The 21,651-nt window shown below is 57.2% G+C and carries 22 protein-coding genes and 3 tRNA genes; 19 read left to right on the forward strand and 6 right to left on the reverse strand.

What is annotated here, in order from left to right; all coding sequences use genetic code 11:
* Positions 1-462: 462 nt before the first annotated feature.
* Positions 463-630 carry a hypothetical protein gene (locus MMB48_RS01490; RefSeq protein ID WP_012576732.1) on the reverse strand — a complete coding sequence of 56 codons (168 nt, stop codon included), beginning with the start codon at positions 628-630 and terminating at the stop codon, positions 463-465.
* A 153-nt stretch (positions 631-783) separates the two neighbouring features.
* On the opposite strand from MMB48_RS01490, the gene MMB48_RS01495 reads away from it, so the two are divergent.
* A complete protein-coding gene (locus MMB48_RS01495; protein WP_032744568.1) occupies positions 784-1,851 on the forward strand; it encodes a helix-turn-helix domain-containing protein in 1,068 nt (355 codons plus the stop codon).
* Between the two features lie 124 nt (positions 1,852-1,975).
* Here MMB48_RS01495 and MMB48_RS01500 read toward each other — a convergent pair.
* Positions 1,976-2,052: transfer RNA gene (locus MMB48_RS01500), tRNA-Met, on the reverse strand.
* A gap of 53 nt (positions 2,053-2,105) precedes the next feature.
* Here MMB48_RS01500 and MMB48_RS01505 point away from each other — a divergent pair.
* Positions 2,106-2,264, forward strand: a complete 159-nt coding sequence (locus MMB48_RS01505; protein ID WP_234884538.1) for a hypothetical protein — start codon at positions 2,106-2,108, stop codon at positions 2,262-2,264.
* Positions 2,265-2,390: 126 nt separating this feature from the next.
* Here MMB48_RS01505 and brnA read toward each other — a convergent pair whose 3' ends face one another.
* Together brnA and MMB48_RS01515 are read right to left on the reverse strand one after the other, a co-directional pair.
* Positions 2,391-2,675: a type II toxin-antitoxin system BrnA family antitoxin gene (gene brnA / locus MMB48_RS01510; RefSeq protein ID WP_032744569.1), complete on the reverse strand. Its 285-nt coding sequence runs from the start codon at positions 2,673-2,675 to the stop codon at positions 2,391-2,393.
* A complete protein-coding gene (locus MMB48_RS01515) occupies positions 2,653-2,934 on the reverse strand; it encodes a BrnT family toxin (protein ID WP_032744570.1) in 282 nt (93 codons plus the stop codon). Before MMB48_RS01515 ends, brnA begins: the two co-directional genes overlap by 23 nt.
* A gap of 358 nt (positions 2,935-3,292) precedes the next feature.
* On the opposite strand from MMB48_RS01515, the gene MMB48_RS01520 reads away from it, so the two are divergent.
* The 10 genes from MMB48_RS01520 to nucS all read left to right on the forward strand — a co-directional run bounded on the left by MMB48_RS01520 (position 3,293) and on the right by nucS (position 12,467).
* A complete protein-coding gene (locus MMB48_RS01520; RefSeq protein ID WP_032744572.1) occupies positions 3,293-4,327 on the forward strand; it encodes a homoserine O-succinyltransferase in 1,035 nt (344 codons plus the stop codon).
* A 291-nt stretch (positions 4,328-4,618) separates the two neighbouring features.
* A complete protein-coding gene (atpB, locus tag MMB48_RS01525) occupies positions 4,619-5,431 on the forward strand; it encodes a F0F1 ATP synthase subunit A (RefSeq protein WP_032744573.1) in 813 nt (270 codons plus the stop codon).
* A 103-nt stretch (positions 5,432-5,534) separates the two neighbouring features.
* The gene (gene atpE / locus MMB48_RS01530) at positions 5,535-5,765 is read left to right on the forward strand and encodes an ATP synthase F0 subunit C (RefSeq protein WP_012576739.1); all 231 of its coding nucleotides are present in this window, start codon (positions 5,535-5,537) and stop codon (positions 5,763-5,765) included.
* Positions 5,766-5,811: 46 nt separating this feature from the next.
* A complete protein-coding gene (locus MMB48_RS01535) occupies positions 5,812-6,330 on the forward strand; it encodes a F0F1 ATP synthase subunit B (protein WP_032744574.1) in 519 nt (172 codons plus the stop codon).
* Positions 6,331-6,364: 34 nt separating this feature from the next.
* Positions 6,365-7,201 carry a F0F1 ATP synthase subunit delta gene (locus tag MMB48_RS01540; RefSeq protein WP_032744575.1) on the forward strand — a complete coding sequence of 279 codons (837 nt, stop codon included), beginning with the start codon at positions 6,365-6,367 and terminating at the stop codon, positions 7,199-7,201.
* A gap of 75 nt (positions 7,202-7,276) precedes the next feature.
* Complete coding sequence (gene atpA, locus MMB48_RS01545; protein WP_032744576.1) at positions 7,277-8,908, forward strand: F0F1 ATP synthase subunit alpha; 1,632 nt, start codon at positions 7,277-7,279, stop codon at positions 8,906-8,908.
* 3 nt (positions 8,909-8,911) lie between these two features.
* On the forward strand, positions 8,912-9,835 hold the full coding sequence (locus MMB48_RS01550; protein WP_032744577.1) for a F0F1 ATP synthase subunit gamma: 924 nt from the start codon (positions 8,912-8,914) through the stop codon (positions 9,833-9,835).
* A gap of 8 nt (positions 9,836-9,843) precedes the next feature.
* Positions 9,844-11,316, forward strand: coding sequence for a F0F1 ATP synthase subunit beta (atpD, locus tag MMB48_RS01555; protein WP_012576744.1), 1,473 nt, complete (start codon positions 9,844-9,846; stop codon positions 11,314-11,316).
* Complete coding sequence (locus MMB48_RS01560) at positions 11,316-11,609, forward strand: F0F1 ATP synthase subunit epsilon (RefSeq protein WP_012576745.1); 294 nt, start codon at positions 11,316-11,318, stop codon at positions 11,607-11,609. Before atpD ends, MMB48_RS01560 begins: the two co-directional genes overlap by 1 nt.
* A gap of 87 nt (positions 11,610-11,696) precedes the next feature.
* Positions 11,697-12,467 (forward strand): endonuclease NucS, encoded by a 771-nt coding sequence (nucS, locus tag MMB48_RS01565; protein ID WP_007051476.1) that lies wholly within the window; start codon positions 11,697-11,699, stop codon positions 12,465-12,467.
* Positions 12,468-12,512: 45 nt separating this feature from the next.
* Here nucS and MMB48_RS01570 read toward each other — a convergent pair whose 3' ends face one another.
* A complete protein-coding gene (locus MMB48_RS01570; protein ID WP_032744578.1) occupies positions 12,513-13,502 on the reverse strand; it encodes an FKBP-type peptidyl-prolyl cis-trans isomerase in 990 nt (329 codons plus the stop codon).
* Positions 13,503-13,582: 80 nt separating this feature from the next.
* On the opposite strand from MMB48_RS01570, the gene MMB48_RS01575 reads away from it, so the two are divergent.
* The 3 genes from MMB48_RS01575 to MMB48_RS01585 all read left to right on the forward strand — a co-directional run bounded on the left by MMB48_RS01575 (position 13,583) and on the right by MMB48_RS01585 (position 16,882).
* Positions 13,583-14,653 (forward strand): hypothetical protein, encoded by a 1,071-nt coding sequence (locus MMB48_RS01575; protein ID WP_032744579.1) that lies wholly within the window; start codon positions 13,583-13,585, stop codon positions 14,651-14,653.
* The gene (locus MMB48_RS01580; protein WP_012576748.1) at positions 14,653-15,660 is read left to right on the forward strand and encodes a hypothetical protein; all 1,008 of its coding nucleotides are present in this window, start codon (positions 14,653-14,655) and stop codon (positions 15,658-15,660) included. Before MMB48_RS01575 ends, MMB48_RS01580 begins: the two co-directional genes overlap by 1 nt.
* A 247-nt stretch (positions 15,661-15,907) precedes the next feature.
* Positions 15,908-16,882 (forward strand): tetratricopeptide repeat protein, encoded by a 975-nt coding sequence (locus MMB48_RS01585; RefSeq protein ID WP_012576749.1) that lies wholly within the window; start codon positions 15,908-15,910, stop codon positions 16,880-16,882.
* A gap of 82 nt (positions 16,883-16,964) precedes the next feature.
* Here MMB48_RS01585 and MMB48_RS01590 read toward each other — a convergent pair whose 3' ends face one another.
* Positions 16,965-17,591 carry a CYTH domain-containing protein gene (locus MMB48_RS01590; protein WP_032744580.1) on the reverse strand — a complete coding sequence of 209 codons (627 nt, stop codon included), beginning with the start codon at positions 17,589-17,591 and terminating at the stop codon, positions 16,965-16,967.
* 97 nt (positions 17,592-17,688) lie between these two features.
* Between MMB48_RS01590 and MMB48_RS01595 the strand changes: the two genes are divergently transcribed.
* From MMB48_RS01595 to MMB48_RS01610, 4 genes are all read left to right on the forward strand, one after another.
* A tRNA-Arg gene (locus MMB48_RS01595) sits at positions 17,689-17,774 on the forward strand.
* Between the two features lie 117 nt (positions 17,775-17,891).
* Positions 17,892-17,965 (forward strand) — tRNA-Arg (locus MMB48_RS01600).
* A 571-nt stretch (positions 17,966-18,536) separates the two neighbouring features.
* Entirely contained in the window at positions 18,537-18,785 is a 249-nt protein-coding gene (locus tag MMB48_RS01605; protein ID WP_136527179.1) for a hypothetical protein, read from the forward strand.
* A gap of 185 nt (positions 18,786-18,970) precedes the next feature.
* A complete protein-coding gene (locus MMB48_RS01610) occupies positions 18,971-21,595 on the forward strand; it encodes a DNA/RNA helicase domain-containing protein (RefSeq protein ID WP_032744582.1) in 2,625 nt (874 codons plus the stop codon).
* The last annotated feature ends 56 nt before the right edge of the window (positions 21,596-21,651 follow it).

Raw genomic sequence — 21,651 nt, forward strand, 5'->3', positions numbered from 1 at the left:
CGGAGCTCCTTCAGTTTTGCGAAGGTGACCTTGTATTGCGCTGATCGGAAGAGCCTGCGTGGAATGATCCGGACCTCGGTAGGCTGGAATCTCATTCCCAATCGTGGAGCTACTTCGTCCGCCCACTTGTTGATTCCCTCGTCGCTCGTGTAAGCGGCTGGAATTGTGAAAGTGATTCGTGAGGGGTTCCAGCGCCATTCCACGGAGCAGCATTTGATCTGTTCTTTCGTGAGGGACATCGGCTTAGCAGATAGTGCGGATGCCATGAGACTATTGCGTAGAGCGAATACCACGTATGCTGCGACCCCGATAACTGCAATAGCGCAAGCGATTGCAAGAATGGCAGCCGGATGTTGATGTACTAAGGTGATGAGTGCGTCCATTTGTCCTCCTTGTGGACTTAAGGGTTTGGATTGTGGATGTGGCTGGAGGGCGTCCGACAACGTCCTCCAGCGCTATATGTCAGATGCCGAGGGTCTGCTTGATCATGGCCATTTCGAGCTTGCTGGGGAAGATTCTGCCGATCGACATTCCGTCGAGCAGGACTTCGATGCACTCGTAGCGGTTACCGGCTTTGCTGATACCCTGCACGATTTCCGCGTGCAGCCGTGGTGTCTGTTCGTCTGCCATGTTGCCCACCTCCTTTCTGGGTTTCGTCGATGGTTCCATCCAATCGCGTATCCGAAAACTTGTTTTTATTGAGGTGTAAAATTTACACTAAACAGTATTGAAGAGGATTGTTTTTCGTTGGAATCCCGGCGTTTCTAAGGATCTGATAAAAATATGAAAATTGACTGCGATAATCTGATTCGTGCCTTGAAAACGTTGGCTATGTCGGAGGGCTTGAGTCAGAAAGAGCTGGGTGCGAGTCTAGGTTTTAGCCTTAATCGAACGAAGAACCTTTTCTCCGGACGGTCAAAACTCAGCGGTGAGGAAGTGCTCCGGATTCTTACCAGTCGAGAGCATCCATTACCGAAATTGAAGCGTTACCTACCGCTCTGCCAACTGCAACAAGATCTATGGGCTATCGAGTCCGAAAACCGTGGCGCGTCTGAAGAGAGCGAACTGGCTGTTGCGGATGCACAAGCAATACAGGGTTCCCTCATGACGGTGAATGTCAATAAACCACTTTCGGAGATGGCTCGTGATGTCATGCATGACAAGAAATGGCGAGTGCTTCCGACCGGTTGGATCTGTTCGGTGACAATCGTGGGTGACCAATGTACGTATGATCCGATTGCTCCGGACTTTGTTACGGCAGTATCGGCGATGAAGAAGATGGGGTGGATTTGGAAGCGAGGAAGTGGCGTATTCGCAAATTGGAACAAGATAAACGGCGGCATGTCGGGGGAAGAAGCAGCTGGATATTGTGAGAACGCCTTACGGTCGTTCATTCTTGATCCTGAAAATGATGTAAGTATGAGTGACTCGTTTCGCCGGGCCGTACAGAAATATTGGGTGGGGGCGTCCGATACCGAAGAAATCGACAGGCTTCGGAATGTTGTGGAAAATGTTCGGCGGATGGCGGAGCATTGGGTAGATTGGGAATTGTCTGACGAGCCCAATGAATATGGTGTGTCACCAAAACAGATTTATGCGAACAAGTTCGACTACTTCGAGCAAGAGGTTCTCGGAATGCGGCAGCTTCATTTTGATTTGCTCAATGATGGAACTGAAATTCCGTCCGACTTAGAAACTAGATATCGTGAGACCTTCTCGGAAGACGGCAAGCCTTACAAATATTCCTACCGTATTGACCTTATCCTCAAAGTCAACGATGGTCCGGGACCCCTTGTAGACGCCTCTCCAGAGGACTGGAAGCGGTACCATGCAATCCGTGATGGTTCGTGAATTTGTTGATTCATGTTGGTACTGCTTGGCGGATTTGTCCAGAATTTGTCCAGATTCACGGTGTGTAGACGGATGTTGGAATACGAGAAAAGGCTAGGAATCAAATAATTCCTAGCCTTTTCACTGGTAGCGGGGCATGGATTTGAACCATGGACCTCTGGGTTATGAGCCCAGCGAGCTACCGAGCTGCTCCACCCCGCGTCGGCACGTCCTGTATTTGGACAGCTCGCTCAACAATACCCGACTAATCAGGAGTGTCAAGATTCTCGGGCGTGTCGGCCATGGGATGGGGCACGGCTCAGGCGGCCGGCTGGCCGGGCGCTGACCTGACGGTGACCGTGCTCAACGCGCTCGGCCTGTTGGTCGGCGCGTTCATCGGCGCGTCCACGTCCACGGCCAAGCTCACGGCCTGATATGCGAAATATTTCGCCCGGTGGATTCGGTGGAATATTTCGCGCCCCGGACAAACAACCCCCGCCCAAGATCGCGGACCATGCGCATGGCGTGGATGCCGCGACTTGGGCGGGGGTTTCGTCGTTTCAGACCGTCAGAAGCCGTTGTTCCTTCCTGCGTTCGGCGATCTTCTCGGCGAGCCATGTGTTGACCACGGCGTTGCGGCTGACCGCCAGCTCGTCCGCTTCGGCGTCGAGGCTTTCGACCATCCAGTCGGGCAGGGTGAGATTGACCTTGCGGGTCTTGGTCTTCGCGGGGCGGATGACGCGGGGCTTCGTCATGTCGAAGTACCGGCGCACGTCGTCGCCGCGTTCGAAGGCCTCGTCGATGTCCGAGGCCTTGACCGTCTCAATCGTCCTTGTGCTGCTCATAGGTGTCCTCCTCGTAGTCGCGTGAGTGCCGCACTGAGATGATGCGGACGATGTCCTTGTGTTCTCCCCGGTAGGTGACGATGGCCGTCCAGTGCTTGCCGTCGATGACGCCGAGCTCAAGGTAGCGGGCGTCGTCGCTGCGCGGGTCGGCGTCGAATTCAAGCACGACGTCGTCCCGCATGCGTTGGGCCTGCTCGAAGTCGATGCCGTGCTTGGCGAGGTTCTTCGCGCTTTTGGCCGGGTCATACTCGAATTCCACGTCCTACCTCCTACTGAATACCTATCATACACTTAACGAATACCATTGCAATACCTGTGGTGTTCATGAGGTGAGTATGCTCGCTGACACCGTCTTCCCGGGCCTTGAATCGGGCATGGGTGCGGATGCGGCTGAGGGACGTCAACTGGCAGCGCCTCGTGCTGATTGTGTTGCGAAAGAACCCCCGACCGGATGGTCAGGGGCTATGCAAAGTATGGAATTGACGAGGTGAAAACCTCTGGGTCATGAGCCCAGCGAGCTACCGAGCTGCTCCACCCCGTGTCGCGCCGGTGTCCCGTGAACCGCCCGCCGGACGGATGCCTTGAACCGTTATCCCGAATGTTGACATAATGGGAGCATGCCTATCAAGATCCCCAGCGGCCTGCCGGCCAGAGCCATCCTCGATTCGGAGCGCATCTTCGCTCTGGAGAAACCCGAAGCGGAGCGTCAGCGCGTCCGTCCTCTCAAACTGGTGATCCTGAACCTGATGCCCAAGAAGATCGAAACCGAAACGCAGCTGCTGAGACTGATCTCCAAATCGCCGCTGCAGGTCGAAATCGACTTCATGAAGACCTCCACGCATGAGGCCACGCACGTTTCCGCCGATCATCTCGTCAAGTTCTACGAAAACCTCGATGCGCTCAAAGACAACTACTATGACGGTTTTGTGGTCACCGGCGCGCCTGTAGAGCATATGCCGTTCGAAGATGTGGACTACTGGGACGAGTTCAAGACGATTCTCGACTGGGCCTCCACCCATGTGTTCTCCACCATGTACCTGTGCTGGGGTGCGATGGGCGCACTGTACTACCGCTACGGCATCCACAAGGTGGATTACCCCGAGAAGATTTTCGGCGTATTCCCGCAGTACCTGCAGGACGAATACTGCTTCCTGACCAATGGTTTCGACGAGATTAATCTGCAGCCGCACTCCCGCCTCGCCGGCGTGAACGAAAACGAGGTACGTGCCAACCATGACCTTCAGATTTTGACTTGGGGGCCACAGTCCGGCCCGGGCCTGATCGCCACACGTGACTTCTCCGAAGTGTTCGCGCTCGGCCATTGGGAGTACGGCAAGTACACGCTCGCCGAGGAATACGAGCGCGATATGGCCAAGGGCATGACCAACGTGCCCTTCCCGAAGAACTACTTCCCGCATGACGATTCGAAGCTGGAACCGTTGTTCGCCTGGCGCGCCCACGCCAATCTGCTGTGGCGCAACTGGCTCAACTGGGTGTACCAGACCACGCCGTATGACCTGACCGAGGTGCCGCAGCTCAGGGCTGAGAAGAAGCTCGGTACTGATCGTTCGATTCGGCATGAGCCGGGCGGGCCGCGCCAGGATGATTTCGAGCCGTTCGCCCACGACGGATATGGAGTGATCAGAGGGTAGCGCAAATGCCGCACATCCTCGTATTGTGACTAATAGCGCGCAACGCTTGCGCAACATCCGAATAACCTTGCGCCGCCGCCGATTCCAGAAGACGCGCCGGTGTAGTATTGACATTGTCTAGACGCAGGCAAATAATCACTCTTCAGTCATTCGGAGCCGAATGCCAGCGCAGACTCCGTGTCCGCGCCCGGCAGACTCCACACCGAGGAGACGAAAGTAACGAGCACGTCACATTTGCCTGCCCGGTGGGTTTAAACTGACACCTGACATTGAAGAAGCAGGAGGCGTGATATGGTCGGTTCGCTCAGCGCAGGATTGCTGTTGGCTGACGAGGCAGGCGCTCATCTGCCCTCGGTTGATGACTTCCTTCCCCCGGAGATTCTGTTCCAGGGAACTCCGTTTGCCATCAACCGCATTATTCTGATTCGTATCGTGGCAACCATCGTGCTGTTGGTGGTGCTCGGCGTGACCGCAAAGCGCGCCAAGCTCATCCCCGGCCGTTGGCAGGGCGTAGTCGAGTACGGTCTCGACTTCGTGCGCGACAAGGTCGTGTATGACGTGATGGGTGAGGCCCGCGGCAAGCGTTACGTGCCGATGATCACCACCCTGTTCTTCACGATTTTCATCTTCAACCTGTGCGGCATCATTCCTGGTATGAACATGGCGGCCAACGCCACGGTGGTAATGCCGCTCGTGTTCGCCGTCTGGACGTTGGTCCAGTACTGGGTCGCCGCCGTCCGCTCGCAGGGCCTCGGCCACTATCTGCGCCACGAGCTGTTCACCCCCGGTGTGCCGTGGCCGGTCTACATCCTGCTGGCTCCGATCAACCTGCTTGAGTTGTTGATCATCCGCCCGGCCTCTCTGACCATCCGTCTGTTCGCCAACATGGTTTCCGGCCACCTTATGGTCGCCACCTGCCTGGCGTTCGCACAGTTCTGGATGGTTGACGCGGCCAACAAGCTGCAGGGCATCCCGGTGGGTGCGCTGTGGTTCGCCGGTGGTTTCGCCATGACCTGCTTCGAGGCGTTCGTCGCCTTCCTGCAAGCCTACGTCTTCGCGATTCTTTCCACCGTGTACATCAACCTGAGCTTCCCGGAAGAGTGACGGGCGACTAACCCGCCGCTTCCGGTCCCCGGTCTGGGAAAATCGCAGACCGACCAAACCCCAAGATTTATAACGTCGCCAAGTACGTTAGAAAGGAAACACAATGGATATCATCACCCTCGCAGAGGTCGCCGGCAACCTGTCCGTCATCGGTTACGGTATCGGTACTCTTGGCCCTGGCATTGGTCTGGGCATCCTCTTCGGCAAGGCCATGGAATCCACCGCTCGTCAGCCTGAGATGTCCGGCAAGATCCAGACCATCATGTTCATCGGCCTGGCTCTGGTCGAGGTGCTGGCACTGATCGGCTTCGTCGCCGCCCTGATCATCCGCTGATCAACAGACGAAAACCGATTATGTCCATCACTGAAAGGAGGGCTTGATGACACAAGCAGCAAGCGGGATTGACCTGTTCATTCCTGAGGTTTATGACATCGTATGGTCGCTGATCATTCTTGTCATCGTTGCGGTGTTTTTCTACAAGTTCTTCATGCCGAAGTTCAATGCGATCTTCGACGAGCGTGCCGCCAAGATTCAAGGCAACATCGCCAAGGCGGAGCAGGCTAAGAAGGACGCCGACGAGGCCAAGGCCAAGTATGAGGCCCAGCTGAGCGCCGCCCGTGTGGACGCCGCCAAGATCCGCGACGACGCCCGTGCCGAAGCGTCTCACATCATCGCCGACGCCCGTTCGCGCGCCGAGTCCGATGCGGCCCAGATCGCCGCATCCGCACAGCGCTCGATCGAATCCCAGCACCAGCAGGCCATCGTCTCGCTCAAGGGCGAGGTCGGTGCGCTTGCCACCGCTCTGGCCGGCAAGATCCTTGGCGCCAAGCTGGAAGACAACGACGTGCAGTCCTCGATGATCGATTCGATGATCGACGATCTGGCCGTCAAGAAGTGACCGTGACCATCCGTAACCAGAAAGGGAGGTGACCATGCGAGGAGAGGCATCACGTATTGCAGACCGCGAGTCGCGTGATTCGCTGGCCCCGAAACTGCGCGACACCCGTGAGGACGCGTGGCGGATCGGCAACGAACTGTTCACGATCACCAAGGTGCTCGACGACAGCATCCAGCTCGAACGCGCGTTGACCGACCCGTCCCGCCCGGTTGCCGACAAGGTGGCCGTGCTGACGGAACTGCTCGGCGACAACGTGCATCCGATGACCATGGAGATCATGACCGATTTGGTCTCCCGTCACTGGAGCCGTGCGCGGGACATCGCCAACGCGGTGGAGGATTTCGGCGTGGACGCCATGATGTACTACGCGGACGCCACCGGCGCCACGCTGCAGGTCTCCGTCGAGCTGTCCGAACTGCATTCCGCGTTGCTGAACCTGCCGGTTGTGCGCGCCAAGCTGTACGACTACCAGGCCACCAGCGAAGCCCGTGTGAAGCTGTTCCACGAGGTGTTCTCCGGCAAGACCCTGAACAAGGTCACCATGAGGCTCGCCGAGCACGCCACCTGCAACCTGCGCCGCCGCCGATACCTGGAAACCATCCAGTGGCTGATCAACAAGCTCTCCCGCCATATGGGCGAATCGATGGTCACCGTGACCACCGCCACCCCGTTGAAGCCGGAACAGATCAAGCGACTGGTCGAGGTCTACTCCGCCAAGGTGGGCCGCCAGGTGCACATCAACTCGGTGGTCGATCCGACCGTGCTGGGTGGTATGCGCATTCAGGTGGGCGACGAAGTCACGGACAACACCGTGGTCGCACAGCTGCAGAACCTTCATCGCAAGGTGCAGACGGAGGCGACTCCGGCCTGACCGGCCGATCCAATCCGTCCAACACCACACACAAGCAAAGACTTGACTGAACAATAACCAATAGAAGGAGTGATCATGGCAGAACTGACCATCGATCCCGCCTCGATTCGCAAGGCCCTCGACGACTTCGTGTCGTCGTACAAGCCGAGCGACACCCCCACCCAAGAGGTGGGATATGTCGCCACGGCCGGTGACGGCATTGCGCATGTGACGGGATTGCCTGGTTGCATGGCCAATGAGCTGCTGACGTTCGAAGACGGCACGCTCGGCCTGGCGTTCAACCTTGACGCCCGTGAGATCGGCGTGGTGATCCTCGGCGATTTCGCTGGAATCGAGGAAGGCCAGGAAGTGCGCCGCACCGGCGAAGTGCTCTCCGTGCCCGTCGGCGACGGCTACCTCGGTCGCGTCGTGGACCCGCTGGGCAAGCCGATCGACGGCCTCGGTGAGATTCAGAACATCGAAGGCCGGCGTATCCTCGAAGCCCAGGCCCCCGACGTGATGCACCGCCACCCGGTCGACGAGCCGCTGTCCACCGGCCTCAAGGCCATCGACGCGATGACCCCGATCGGCCGCGGCCAGCGCCAGCTCATCATCGGCGACCGCCAGACCGGTAAGACCGCCATTGCGATCGATACCATCATCAACCAGAAGGCCAACTGGGAATCCGGCGACCCGAAGAAGCAGGTCCGCTGCATCTACGTGGCCATCGGCCAGAAGGGCTCCACTATCGCCTCGGTGAAGCAGAGCTTGGAAGACGCCGGTGCCATGGAGTACACCACCATCGTGGCCTCCCCGGCAGCCGATTCCGCTGGCTTCAAGTACATCGCCCCGTACACCGGCTCGGCCATCGGCCAGCACTGGATGTACAACGGCAAGCATGTGCTCATCGTCTTCGATGACTTGTCCAAGCAGGCAGAGGCCTATCGTTCGATTTCCCTGCTGCTGCGCCGCCCGCCGGGGCGTGAGGCATACCCGGGTGATGTGTTCTACCTGCACTCCCGCCTGCTCGAACGTTGCGCCAAGGTCTCCGATGACCTGGGCGGCGGTTCGATGACGGGTCTGCCGATCGTCGAGACCAAGGCGAACGATGTGTCCGCCTATATCCCGACCAACGTGATCTCCATCACCGACGGCCAGATCTTCCTGCAGTCCGATCTGTTCAACGCCAACCAGCGCCCCGCCGTGGACGTCGGTATCTCCGTCTCCCGAGTCGGTGGCGCCGCACAGACCAAGGCTCTGAAGAAGGTCTCCGGTACGCTGAAGATCTCCCTGGCGCAGTACCGTTCGCTGGAATCCTTCGCCATGTTCGCTTCCGATCTGGATGCGGCTTCCAAGGCCCAGCTGACCCGTGGTGCCCATCTGACCGAGCTGTTGAAGCAGCCGCAGTTCCACCCGTACTCGCCGGAACAGGAAGTCGTGTCCGTATGGACCGGCACCCACGGCAAGCTCGACGACCTCGACCTGAAGGACGTCCTTCCGTTCGAGCAGGGACTGCTGGACTACATCGACCACAACACCGATATCCTCAAGACCATTCGCGAGACCGAGGAATTCACCGCCGACACCGAGGCTGCCCTCGATAAGGCCGTGGATGAGTTCCGTTCGACGTTCGTCTCTTCCGCCGGCAAGCCGCTGGTCGAGAAGAAGCCGGACGTTGACAAGGCCGCGCCGGTCGATCAGGAAAAGATCGTGGCGGGAGAAAAGTAAGCCATGGGCTCGCAACTCGCATTGAAATCACGCATCCACTCCACCGAGTCGTTGGCGAAGATCTTCAACGCTCAGGAGATGATCGCGTCTTCGCATATCGCCAAGGCCCGTGATGTGGCCCTGAACGCGAAGCCGTACTCCGATGCGATTTTCGATGCCGTGCAAGCGTTGGTGGCCCACACCCATATCACGCATCCGATTGCGGTGAAGGACGAGAACAACCCGCGTGTGGCCGTTCTCGCCCTCACCTCGGATCGTGGCATGGCCGGCCCGTACACCTCTTCGATTATCCGTGAAACGGAGTCGCTGCTGTCCCGCCTTGATGCGGCAGGCAAGCAGCCGGAGCTGTTCGTGTACGGGCGTCGCGGTTCGACGTACTACAAGTACCGCAATCGTGACATCGCGGCGACGTGGGAAGGAAACACCGACCAGCCCGGCGTGGAAATCGCTGAAACGATCTCCGACACCCTGATGGACGCCTACATGAAACCGGCCGAGAAGGGTGGAGTCTCCGAACTCTACATCGTCTACACCGAGTTCATCAACATGGTGGTGCAGAAGGTGCGCGTGCTGCGCATGCTGCCGGTCGAGATCGTGCAGAACGAGACCAAGGTGCCGTCGCCCGATGAAGCGGCCCCGTCCACTGCGGACATCGCCCCGCTGTACACGTTCGAGCCCAGTCTCGAAAAGGTGTTGAACGCGATTCTGCCGAAGTACATCAAGTCCCGAATCCACGAGTGCCTGCTGACCGCAGCCGCGTCGGAAACCGCAAGCCGCCAGAACGCCATGCACACGGCGACCGACAACGCGCGAAACCTGATCGATGACCTTACCCGCAAGCTCAACGCTTCCCGTCAGGCCTCGATCACCCAGGAACTTACCGAAATCATCGGCAGCGCCGACGCGCTGACCAAGAAGGAAGAGTAGGAACGCATATGGCTGACAACCAGACCACTGCGGCCGAGCCTACCAACGGTCGCGTCACCCGCGTCCAGGGCTCGGTTATCGACGTTGAATTCCCGGTGGGTCATCTGCCCGACATCTACAACGCCCTGAAAGTAACGATCGTCAACACCGGCGCCAAGGAAGAAGGCGAGGCGAAGGAGACCGAGATCACCCTCGAGGTCGAACAGCACCTCGGTGATTCCACGGTCCGTTGCGTCGCTCTGAAGCCCACCGACGGCCTGGTCCGTGGTGCCTCCGTCTCCGACACCGGCGTCCCGATCTCCGTGCCTGTCGGCGACGTGACCAAGGGCCACGTCTTCGATGTGTCCGGTAACATCCTCAACAAGAAGCCGGATGAGACCATCACCGTCTCCGAGCGTTGGCCAATCCACCGCAACCCGCCGGCCTTCGACCAGCTGGAGTCCAAGACCCAGATGTTCGAAACGGGCATCAAGGTCATCGACCTGCTGACCCCGTACGTGCAGGGCGGCAAGATCGGTCTGTTCGGTGGTGCAGGTGTGGGCAAGACCGTGCTGATTCAGGAAATGATTCAGCGCGTGGCCCAGAACCACGGTGGTGTGTCCGTGTTCGCTGGCGTCGGCGAGCGTACCCGTGAGGGTAACGATCTGATCGGCGAAATGGCCGAGGCCGGCGTGCTTGAGAAGACCGCACTGGTCTTTGGCCAGATGGATGAGCAGCCGGGTACCCGTCTGCGTGTCCCGCTGACCGCACTGACCATGGCAGAGTACTTCCGTGACGTGCAGAACCAGGACGTGCTGCTGTTCATCGACAACATCTTCCGCTTCACCCAGGCCGGTTCCGAGGTGTCCACCCTGCTGGGTCGTATGCCTTCCGCCGTGGGTTACCAGCCGAACCTGGCCGATGAGATGGGTTCCCTTCAGGAGCGCATCACCTCGACCCGTGGTCACTCGATCACCTCGTTGCAGGCCATTTACGTGCCGGCCGATGATTACACCGACCCGGCCCCGGCCACGACCTTCGCCCACCTGGATGCGACCACCGAGCTTTCCCGTGACATCGCCTCCAAGGGCATCTACCCGGCCGTGGATCCGCTGAGCTCCACTTCGCGAATCCTCGATCCGCGTTACGTGGGCCAGGCCCACTACGACTGCGCCAACCGCGTCAAGGCGATTCTGCAGCGCAACAAGGAACTGCAGGACATCATCGCCCTGATCGGTATCGACGAGCTCAGCGAGGAAGACAAGACCACTGTGAACCGCGCCCGCAAGATCGAGCAGTTCCTCGGCCAGAACTTCTACGTGGCCGAGAAGTTCACCGGTCGCCCCGGCTCCTACGTGCCGGCCGACGAGACCATCGAAGCCTTCACCCGCATCTGCGACGGCGTGTACGACGACGTCCCGGAGCAGGCGTTCTCCGGCATCGGCGGCATCGACGACCTCGAAGAGAAGTGGCACAACATGCAGAAGGAACTGGGTGCGTGATGGCTGCGGAAAAAACCACGATGAAGGTCAACATCGTCGCCGCTGACCACCCTGTGTGGCACGGCGAGGCGACGAGTGTGACCATTCCCGCCTCTGAGGGCGGCATGGGCATCCTGCCCGACCATGAGCCTGTGCTCACAGTGATCAAGCAGGGTACGCTCACCGTGGTTGAGCCCGATGGCGATCGTCACATGTTCGAGGTGACCGACGGATTCATTTCCTTCGACTCGAACAAACTCACCGTGGCGGTCGAGCGCGGCCACGACGTCCAGTACTCCGGCATCGCCGAGTGATCTGAACCAACTCCTTAAGGGGCTCTCTGGTTTTCCAGAGAGCCCCTTTTGCTATGTATGCCATGTGTTGCGCTACAGTGGTGGCCTATGCGAGTTATTGTTGCCGACTGTTCGGCCGAGTATTCGGGCCGCCTCAACGCCTCACTGCCCCTGGCCAAACGTGTATTGCTGATCAAGGCCGATTCCAGCCTGTTGATTTTCTCCGAATTGGGCTCCTACAAGCCGCTGAACTGGATGACCGCGCCCTGCACGATTCGTGAGATCGACCCAGCCGCCAAATCTGCGCAACATTCCCGGGAAAGTGTCGCTGGTGGGGCTGTGGATGGTGATTCCGCGACGCATTCCCCGGAAAGTGTCGCCGCTGGTGAGCCGGAAAAGGTGTTACGTGTCAGCGCCGACAAGGGCTCGGACATTCTTGAAGTGACGCTGCAACACATCTATTCCGACCAAACCTATGATCTGGGCGAAGATCCGGGTCTCATCAAGGATGGCGTGGAAGACCATCTGCAGCGCTATCTGGCCGAGCAGATCGAGCGTATCGGCAAGGGAGCCAAGCTGGTGCGTCGCGAATACCCGACCGCCATTGGCCCAGTGGATATTATGGCCGTGAATGCCGAAGGCGAGCATGTGGCTGTGGAAATCAAACGTCACGGCGGCATTGATGGCGTCGAGCAGCTGACTCGCTACTGCGAACTGCTCAATCGTGATCCGCTGCTGGCCCCGGTGCACGGCATCTTCGCCGCACAAACCATCACGCCTCAAGCCCAGGTCTTGGCCAAGGACCGCGGCTTCACCTGCCTCATTCTCGATTACGACGATATGAAAGGCACCGAGGACGACAGTCTCAGGCTGTTCTAGATATAGCAGGGGCTCCCTCATCAGAGGGAGCCCCTGCTATATCTTTTAGTACGCGGCGAGAATATCGATTACGAAGACCAACGTGGAGTTGGCGGGAATCGAACCTTGCTCCTTATCTCCATAGGCCTGATCCGGCGGAATCACCAGCAGAACCTGAGAGCCGACGGTCTGGCCGACCAGACCCTTCTGCCAGCCCTCGATAACCTGATGCTGGCCGCTGGAATCGCTGAACAGATCGGCGTCGATTGTGGAATCGCGATCCCAGGACGAATCGAACTGCTTGCCATTCGTAAGCCAACCGGTGTACTTGACTACCACGGTGTTCTTGTCGGTCAGCTTGGCGCCGTTACCCTTGATCAGCGTCTGCGAGATCAGCGAATCAACCGAACCCTGACCGTTCATGTCAATGGACGGCTTGCCATTCTTGGCTCGCGTCACCTTCGGCAGATTGGCCGGCACATTCTTGACTTCCTCGCCAGTGGCCTTCTTCAGGTCCTTGGACTTGGAGACAAATGTCATCGCCAGAATGTAAGAGTATCCGGACGAATCCTGAGCGTTGACGCCAAAGCCGATCGTGGTGTTGATCTTGGCGCCCTTGATCTGGTTGTAGTAGGTCGAGGAGAGGGTCTTGGAATCCACCTTCAGCGAGCAATCCGGCGTGTTCTTGGTCCAGGTGTCCATGAGCTCGGTGCCGTCTTTAACGTTGAGCGCGATGCCTTGGGCACAGACGCGGTCGCCCTCCTCGATCACGTCGCCATCGCCCTTTTGCAGCACCACATAGGAGCCGTCGGACACGGTCATCGGCGTATTAAAGGAGATGGTCGGCTTCTCGCCGAGCTTGCCCTTGGCGGTCACGCCGGCAATTTGGCCCTTCTTGTCAGAAGAGTCGGAAGATGAAGAGGAATCGGAAGAAGAGGATTTCGAGTCCGAGTTCGAACTGGAGCAGGCAGCCAGCGACACGCACATCGCCAGTGAACAGGCAAGAGCAACGGCCTTGCCGAGGGGGGATAACATAGACTTAACAGACTTACGCATGGCACACCACCCTACTGGTAAACCTTGATTTTCTGCGCTCCTAGGTAATAAACAGGTGAAGATTGTAGAATGGTTGAGTTATGAGTGCTGAAGAACAGACTACAAGACCGGATAAGGGCGCCAAGCGTCCATCTCGTCATGCCAAGATCATGCGTGGAGTGGTGACGCCTATCTTCGGCCTATTGGCCGTGGCGGCTGTGGTGTTGGGGTACATGAATGCCACGATATGGAAGCCTTCCACCGAAATCACCGCTTCCGCAACCATGAGCGGCTCCCGGTATGCCGTCACTGATCCGAATGTGCTGACCTTGTTGGATCAGAACGCCACGATAACCGTGGACTCGGGATCCTCTCAGGACGAGGCGTGCGTGGCGTTGGGTCCGGCCAAGGATGTTGCCGGATGGGTCGCGTCCGAGAAGTCCTATACCCGCATCACCGGATTGGCATCATGGAGCGAGCTGAGCACCCGGAAGGGAAGCAGCACGAGTCAGGGAGCGCCTACCAGTGCCGATGACGCGGTGTCGTTCAAGGATTCCGATATGTGGACTGACGTGAGATGCGGCACTGGGTCCGTTTCGCTGGAGAGCAAGAAGACCGGCGCCTCGACGGTAGCCATTGTGGATCTGGGCGAAAATGCCACCAACGCCAAGGTGCAGCTGCACTGGGTGCGCTCCGAAGTGCCGGACTTTGCGATGCCGTTCTATCTGTCCGGCGGATTGCTGGCCGTGCTGGCCGTACTGTGCGCCTCCGTGTTCGCCATGCCGCCGCATAAGCGCCGCAAGCGCATGGTGGAAGGCACGGCAAGCGCCGTAATTGAGGAAGAGGCGCCCGCCAGCATCGCAGTGTCCGGGAAGCCGGATGGGGCAAGTCGACGTAATCGTCGCCGCCACGCCACGCATCAGCGTTCGGGCCGTGCGTCCTCGCAATCTGAAGCCACCGAAACACCGGTTATCATCGACCCAAGTTCGCGTAACCTGGTCGCCGACCAGCAGACCGGTGCCGAGAGCGGCGCTGAGACCGGCTTCAGCGCCGGCGATAACGAAGCGACTTCGGTAATCACCCCTGACGAACTGCAGGCCTACTTCTCCCGCTTGGCCCAAGAGGTCAATACCGGAGACGACTCGGCCGATGCCGGACAGGAGGAAAGCTGATGAACAAGCGATGGAACAAACTGTGTGTGGCCGCCCTCGCCTGCGTGGCGTTGGTCGTGCCGTTGACCGCCTGTGAAGGCCGGCTGCCGACGCCGGCTGCCGATACCTCCACCAAGGTTGCGCCGGATTTGACCGAGACGCAGGAGAAGAAGATTCGCCTGAAGATTCTCAAGACGATCGATGAAGCCGATCAGGCCAAGAATCCCGATGGATATGCGGCCGTTATGGGCGGGCCCCAGCTGGACATTCGCATCAGCCAGACCACGATCAATCAGCGTGGCGGCGGTATGTCCCAATATGCGACCATTCCCAAGGACATCGCCCAGACGGTGATTCCTACGGACGACGGATGGCCTCGCTCGGTGTTCACCATCACGACCACCACCGAAGATCAGCAGTCCAAGCGTTTGCTGGTCTTCGATCAGGAATCCGCCCAGCAGAATTACAAGCTGATGGCCATGGCTCGACTGTTTGAGGGAGCCAAGCTGCCAAAGTTCGAGATTCCGACTCTTGGCTCGCAGATGGGCACCGCAAAGGATGAGAAGCTGGTGGCCACTCCCGCCGATGCCTTGACCCAATACGCCGATGTGCTGCAGAACGGTTCCAAGAGCCAATACGCTTCCAAGTTCGCAGACGATCTGCTGCGCCAGGAACTGGCCAATACCACGGCCAAGGTGCAGGAAGGTATGCAACGCAACAACGGTACGCAAGAGCAGAAATTCACCGCTGTGCCTGAACAGATGTGGGTGATGCGTGCTGCAGACGGTGCCGGTGATTTGGTGGTTGGCCGTATTAACGGCGAATGGACTCGCAAGGCAGGGGATGGCCGCGAATCGCAGCCGGCTTCCGACGACGAGAAGGCGCTGTTCAATAGCGACAAGTACACCAGCACCATGAAGGTCACGTATGTGAACGTGGTGGCCTTGTACATTCCGTTGGCAAGCTCCGGTGCGCAAATCACCGCCGTGGGCGCCGACCGTCAGCCGGTAAAGGTCGAAGCGCTGTAATTGTTGCCGCCACCCACCGCGCGGTTAACGCCCCACCACGATGTGATTCGTCCACCACGATGTCGATAAAATCTTACCTTTCGCATAATGATGCCGTTTGGGGTCACATCGTGGTGGGCGTTTTGCTACGTGGTGGGAATTTCACCGCGTAGTGGAAGAATCCCTACGTGGTGGGAATCGGCATTACAATCAATGTCAGCAAATGTGATTGTTGTTGTACGCGAATCGCGTGGAATCGGGAGGCATTATGGCAGAACAGCAGTTCAATCCGGGAGTCTCATTGGCGGGCGCCGTCGATTTGGAGGCGCTGAAGCATCAGGTCAAGGCCGAGCCCGGCCAAGCGGGCGGCGCGCCTGCCGCTGGTGGGTACGTGATCGACACCACCGAAAACACCTTCCAGGCAATGGTGCAGACTTCTGCGACCTTCCCGATCCTGCTGCTCCTGTGGGTGCCGACCGATGACCGCCTGTTCCCGATGGCCCGTGTACTGGGCGACGCGGTGAATGCCCTGAACGGCCAGATTCAGCTCTCCCGTATCGATATCTCGTCCAATCCCTCGATTGCCCAAGCGCTGCAAGTACAGGGCGCGCCCGCACTGTTTGCGTTGATTGCCGGCCGTCCGATGCCGCTGTTGCAGGGCCTTCCGGGTGACGACGAGCTCAAGCAACTTACCGACGAGGTGATTCCGAAGATCATTCAGGCCGCCGCACAGTCTGGTGTGAACGGTACCGCGCCGTACTCGGGTGATCCTGATTCCGATGCCGCCAAGAGCGCTGGTGCCACCGGTGCCGGCGCGGGTGCTGAGCAGGTGCCGCCGGAGCATGCCGAAGCCCATCGTTTGGCCGAGGAGGGCGATTACGCCGGTGCCGCCGCCGAATACGAGCGCGTGCTCGAATCCGACCCGTCCGATGCACTGGCCGCCCGCGAACGTGCGAAGGCGCTGTTGCTGGCCCGCTCCAGGGCCGCTGATGTACGTGACGTACGTGCCGCTGCCGCCGCAGCGCCGGACGATGTGGAATCGCAGTTGGCCGTGGCTGATATCGACATGATCGGTGGCCAGATTCAAGACGCTTTCGATCGTTTGCTGGACTTTTTGGCCGCCGGGCACAAGGCCGATATCGAGCAGGTTCGCAAGCGTCTGCTCGAATACTTCGCCATCCCCGAACCCACCGACCCGCGTCTGGCCCGCGCCCGCCGTCGCCTAGCCACCCTCATGTACTGATTGGTTTTGGCTCCCCTCTTTGAGAGGAGCTGTCAGGCGTAGATGACTGAGAGGAGCGCGCGAGCGTACTTGATTGCTTCCCCTAAACCATCCGATTCTTCCCGAAATACTGCTGGAATCTTGGCCCCTCCAGCGCCAGCTCCTCCTCGAAATCGTCCGCCCACTTACAGAACGGACGGTTGGCGAGACCATCGTTATTGAATCGCGCCTGATCGGTGATTTCGGTGATGCAGAATTTCGGAATCGTCAGATTGGTAACCGGCCCGGATCGTTCGGCCTCGGCTACGATGAGCGGCGCGTTCGGCCCGCCGAACACGTCCACGCTCCAGCCGTCTTCCGCAATCCACACGGAATACCGGTTCTTGATGATTACCGAGCCGCCGCGCTTGATGAGTTCGGCGGCGATGCGCGTGTCGATCTCGCGCTCGACCTCGTAGCGCGTGCCACCCACGGACGGACCTTTGACGGTGACATACGCTTCCGAGAACCGGTCGCGGTATTCGTCCAGCACGGCCACCGGATTTACGTCGGACGTCATGTCGACGTGAACCTTGTGCGAGACCAGCCGCACGCGCAAGGCGTAATTGTCGGCATGCACGTAGTAGCTTTGAATGATGAGGGTCGGGGCGTCGCCGTCGTCGTATTCCGCCGGCAGCTCGCGGCAGAAGAAGCGGCGTTCGTATTCGAAGTCATCTGTAGGTTCCGACATAACCCCATTGTAGAGCCGATGATGGCGATTTTCTCGTTATTTTGGCGACGTATGTGCCTCATGCAGCGTGATGTGGTGTACAGTAAAGAAGTTACTCGGGTTTGTAGCTCAGTGGATAGAGCGTCTGTCTCCGGAACAGAAGGTTCCGGGTGCACTCTCTGTCGGAGTTACCGGCCAGCCCTACTGCTGACTGGGTTTGTGAACTTGAGCAATAATTGAAAAAACAGTCTCAGTAACGATTAGTAACGATGACTGCAGCACCTCGCCACCTCTGAAAGTGGTGTAGAATTAGTTAGGTTTGGGTTCGTAGCTCAGCTGGATAGAGCGTTCGCCTCCGGAGCGAAAGGTCGAGAGTTCGAATCTCTTCGAGCCCACAAACAGAAAAGCGTCTTCATTGAAGGCGCTTTTCTAATTACGGCGGTTGCGGGGACGGCTACGTTCCCGGGTGAGTTCAACCAGTCGTTTGACAGGCATACGACCATCGTTTCTTGCATGGATTAGTCCTCTGTGTGACCATCCACGGATGGTGCTGGTCGGGATCCGGATACCTTCTCTTGCAAGATGGTCGCGGTATTCGGATGCCGTCATCCAACCGGTGGCTTTATTAAGCCGTGCTAGGAGTCTGTCCGCCACTTCATGGCGTTGCACGAGGGAGCCGCATGCGGAGCATCTGCCCATCGGAGCTCCCTCCTCTGCCCACACGACGCCATGTGCACAGTGCGGGCATGCGCCCATAGCTTGCCGTGGTGCTGGTGGGTTGAGCATGCGTCGAATCTTTTCGTCCAAATCAGCCAGTTCTTCAAGCCAGCCTGCGGCATTGATAAGCAACAGTAGGCGATCGACATGGAGAAGAATAAGTTTGCATAGGAACGGCACATCGTCGTCGGTCCGGGGAAGCGCGCGTAATCCTGCGGCGATAGCAGCGATACGGAGCTCATGTTCGGTATGACAGTACAGATCCCAAGCGCCGAAGCGCAGCATGGCAGGAGCAGTACCTGGCTGTGGTGTTTTTACCGGCCTTGGAAGAAAGATGATGGAACCATGATTTCTGACCAAGATGCAAAGACAGACATGGATCAAAAAGTTGTCAGGTTACTTTCCACCTATGGTTCAACTATGGACAACAAAGCTCATGGTGGTAACCTCATACACAAGCTTCTCATTGAAGGTAGGCTTAGCGTCAAAAGAATCTAGGCATCGTTCAAATTGCGGGAGAGCGACGTGTGCATATAGCGAGCTAAGTCCTAGGAATGAGAGTAGATAAAGTCCCCATAGGAAAGGCAGCTTCTTGGAAAGTGAGGACATTTTCTTCTAATCCAAGGCGAAATGCTGCACGTCTTTTGAATCAGAATATATTTCTGAGGAAAGGTGAAAGAGAAATGAATGCTTTTGCTAAAGCAGTGCGTCGATCAATCGAACACGATAGCGATATGGCCCCAATCATTGCCAATGTCCCCTACTTCAAGCTGCCGAAAGACGCAGGGGAAGAAGATTCTCCGACTAACGAAGCGAACGAAGCAAAACTGAAGACTCCTGAGTACGAGAACACGTTCAGGGAATGTTTGGATCCATCCAATGGCGGGGGCTATTTTCTAACCGACGATAATCAGTCAATGTCGGATGATGAAGTCAGGCGCAAGATTGATCTACTATTGCACGAACCGACTGTTTATATCGTGTATTTCCATGAGCCCAAAGGCGGTTACAAGGGTTACAACAAAGGCGATAACCGTCGCGACTGGACCGTGTATGTGGGAGAGACCAACCATATCGCTCAACGAACTGTCCAGCATGTTCTTCACGTCGAGGACGACGAAGACCATGTCGATGATGCAGGGAATGAGAGTGAGGCTCATAAGTGGGCAAGGGAGAAGCAAACAATAGCTGATAAAACCATCTCTTATGCATTGAAAAACAATGTCGAAGTGCGTCAGTTTGTAATTCATCAAGGACTGTTCAATAAATCATTGACTCTTGATATCGAAAACAAGCTCATCGATTATATGCAATCGGTCGCTAACGTCCACTGCCTCAATGGTCGACCCAATGCCCAAGGACGCTATTTTACCGCTGAGGCAATGCCGTATGTCGTTTCGGCAATCTGGAATCGTCTCTGCGGTGATAACGATCGAATACTTGATGTTCAAAGTAAGCATGATGCCGCCCAATCCTCCCATAAAAAGGCGAAAAAGCAGAAAACGCTTAGCACACTTTTCGAGCTCGAAGAGAACATTTGGAATTTGTCCACTTACAAGCTCTCGCCATTCCACAGCCTTGGTGATGGTCAGAAGAAGGCAATAGATGAGGTTCGTGCTATCGCTGATCGGGTGGTGTCGGAATGGCCGGCAAATCCCAGGCATCGGCTCTTCCTGCTCGAAGGCAGCGCCGGAACAGGCAAATCAATCGTGCTGAGCTCGTTATTCTATCGTTTGTGCACTGAATACGACATGAAGACCCCGCCGTTGGTGAAACTGCTCGTACATAACGAGGAATTGTTAAAGCAGTATAGGGAAGTTGCCAAACTTCAGAATATTTTAAAATCGCGTCGTGCAGGGGCTTTGGCTGAATCCGATAATGTTCTGAAGGCTGGCACATTCGCTGAAAAAAATACTCACGATGTAGCGGATATCGTACTTGTGGATGAGGCTCATCTCTTGTTCACGGCCAAGGGATTCATGACGCATAAGAATTATCTCTCGAGGATTGTGCGGAGGGCGAAGGTCGTTATCGCGGTGTTCGATCCCCATCAGATAATGAATTCAAGAATGCAATGGGATCGGCAGCTTTTGGAAAAGCTGTTCGAGGGGAAATACCCCGAGAAGAATCCAGGGGAACACGAGGAGCGCCTGCTACGAAGCGAACCTTATGAGATGAATCTGCCATCCACTGAAACGACTGCGCAACAACCGATTCCAGTCACGGTGCAACGACTGAGGCTCAACCAGCAATTCCGCATTTGCGGCAGCGATGCTATGGTCCACTGGATCCAGGCGCTGACAGGAGCTGATGAAGACGAGATGTTCATTACAGCCAAGTCGGCGTCAAGTGGCATCTCGGCATCCCGTATTATCAAGCCAATTCCCGACGAGGAATCTCAGGGCACTGATGATGGCGCTTACATTCCTTTCGATGAAAAGCAATATAGCGTCAAGGTCTATAGTTCTCCTCTGGCCATGCTCAAGGCGTTGGATAATAGACGCAAATCATTCAGAGAGGAGCTTGAGGATATGCGGAAGAAGAGTAAGCTGTCTTCCGCGTATCCGATAACAGACCTTTGTCGTATAACTGCAACATACGACTGGCCTTTTAGTTCTTCCAAGCATCGAGGATCTGTGACGCTCTACCGCATTCAGAAACTTGATGGACATGCCGAATGGAGAATGCCGAAGTGGGAGAAGGACGGTCTTACCCCTGTGCCGGATCTCAAGGAAGGCGAACGACTGCTTGATTCTTTCGATATGCCATGGAATGATGGCCAATCCATGCTTAAGTCTGCGGAGTCTGTGGATCTAGATGGAACCAGCTTTGGCGATAATGCGGATAAGAATGATCACTGGGTTTCAAGGCGTAACACGGAGCAGGAGGTAGGCTCTTATTTCACCGTGCAGGGCGCTGATCTCAATGTCGCCGCCGTCATCATTGGCCCATCGGTGACCTGCGGCCATATCAGTGACAATGACGAAGGCAAGTGGATAAAGCGCGGGGTCGATGGGCATGAAGAGGAAGTGCAATACATTCAATTTGAACCGGAATACTCCAAAGATCCAGCTATCAAAGTCATCAAAGAGGGCGACGACTCGAATGCCAATGATTCAAGCGCCAATGATTCAAGCGTAACAAAGGACGTTATTGTCCAAGACGCCATTGACTTCAACAGAACGTTTATCCGTAATCAGCTGAATGTCCTGCTTACCCGTGGCGTTCGGGAGCTGTACATCTACGCGGTAGATGAAGGGCTGCGCGCGGCTTTGAAGGATGCCGTCGGTGGATATGCCAAAGACTAAGACAAAGCTGCTTGCCGCTGATCGGAGACGGATGGTCCTGGGCAGTTAACGCCTTA

The organism is Bifidobacterium sp. FKU (assembly GCF_026016385.1).
Taxonomy (GTDB): domain Bacteria; phylum Actinomycetota; class Actinomycetes; order Actinomycetales; family Bifidobacteriaceae; genus Bifidobacterium; species Bifidobacterium infantis.